Origin of the sequence: Psychrobacter sp. S1-30-MNA-CIBAN-0213 (genome assembly GCF_040309845.1) — a bacterium.
Classification (GTDB): domain Bacteria; phylum Pseudomonadota; class Gammaproteobacteria; order Pseudomonadales; family Moraxellaceae; genus Psychrobacter.
Genome location: NZ_JBEOPE010000067.1, coordinates 1 through 273 on the forward strand (window position 1 = coordinate 1; position 273 = coordinate 273).

The 273-nt window shown below is 49.5% G+C and carries 1 protein-coding gene; it reads left to right on the top strand.

Going from position 1 to position 273, the window contains the following annotated elements:
• A partial coding sequence (locus AAEY87_RS13975) for a zeta toxin family protein (protein WP_350657609.1) occupies positions 1-273 on the top strand: 273 nt, incomplete at both ends.

Genomic DNA, 273 nt, shown 5'->3' on the forward strand with positions numbered 1-273 from the left:
GCATTTGTCAAAATTGTCCATGACGAGCTGACCGAAATGATGGGCAGTGCCAATCAGCAGCTTGAGATGACGGGTAAACCGCCAGTTGTTTATCTACTAGCTGGCTTGCAAGGGGCGGGTAAAACCACCACGGCCGGTAAATTGGCGAAGTTTTTACAAGAGCGTCATAAGAAAAAGGTGATGCTAGTCTCTGCTGACGTTTACCGTCCGGCAGCGATTGCCCAGCTTGAGCAAGTGGCAGGTCAGGTGAATGCCAAATTCGTCAATTCAAGT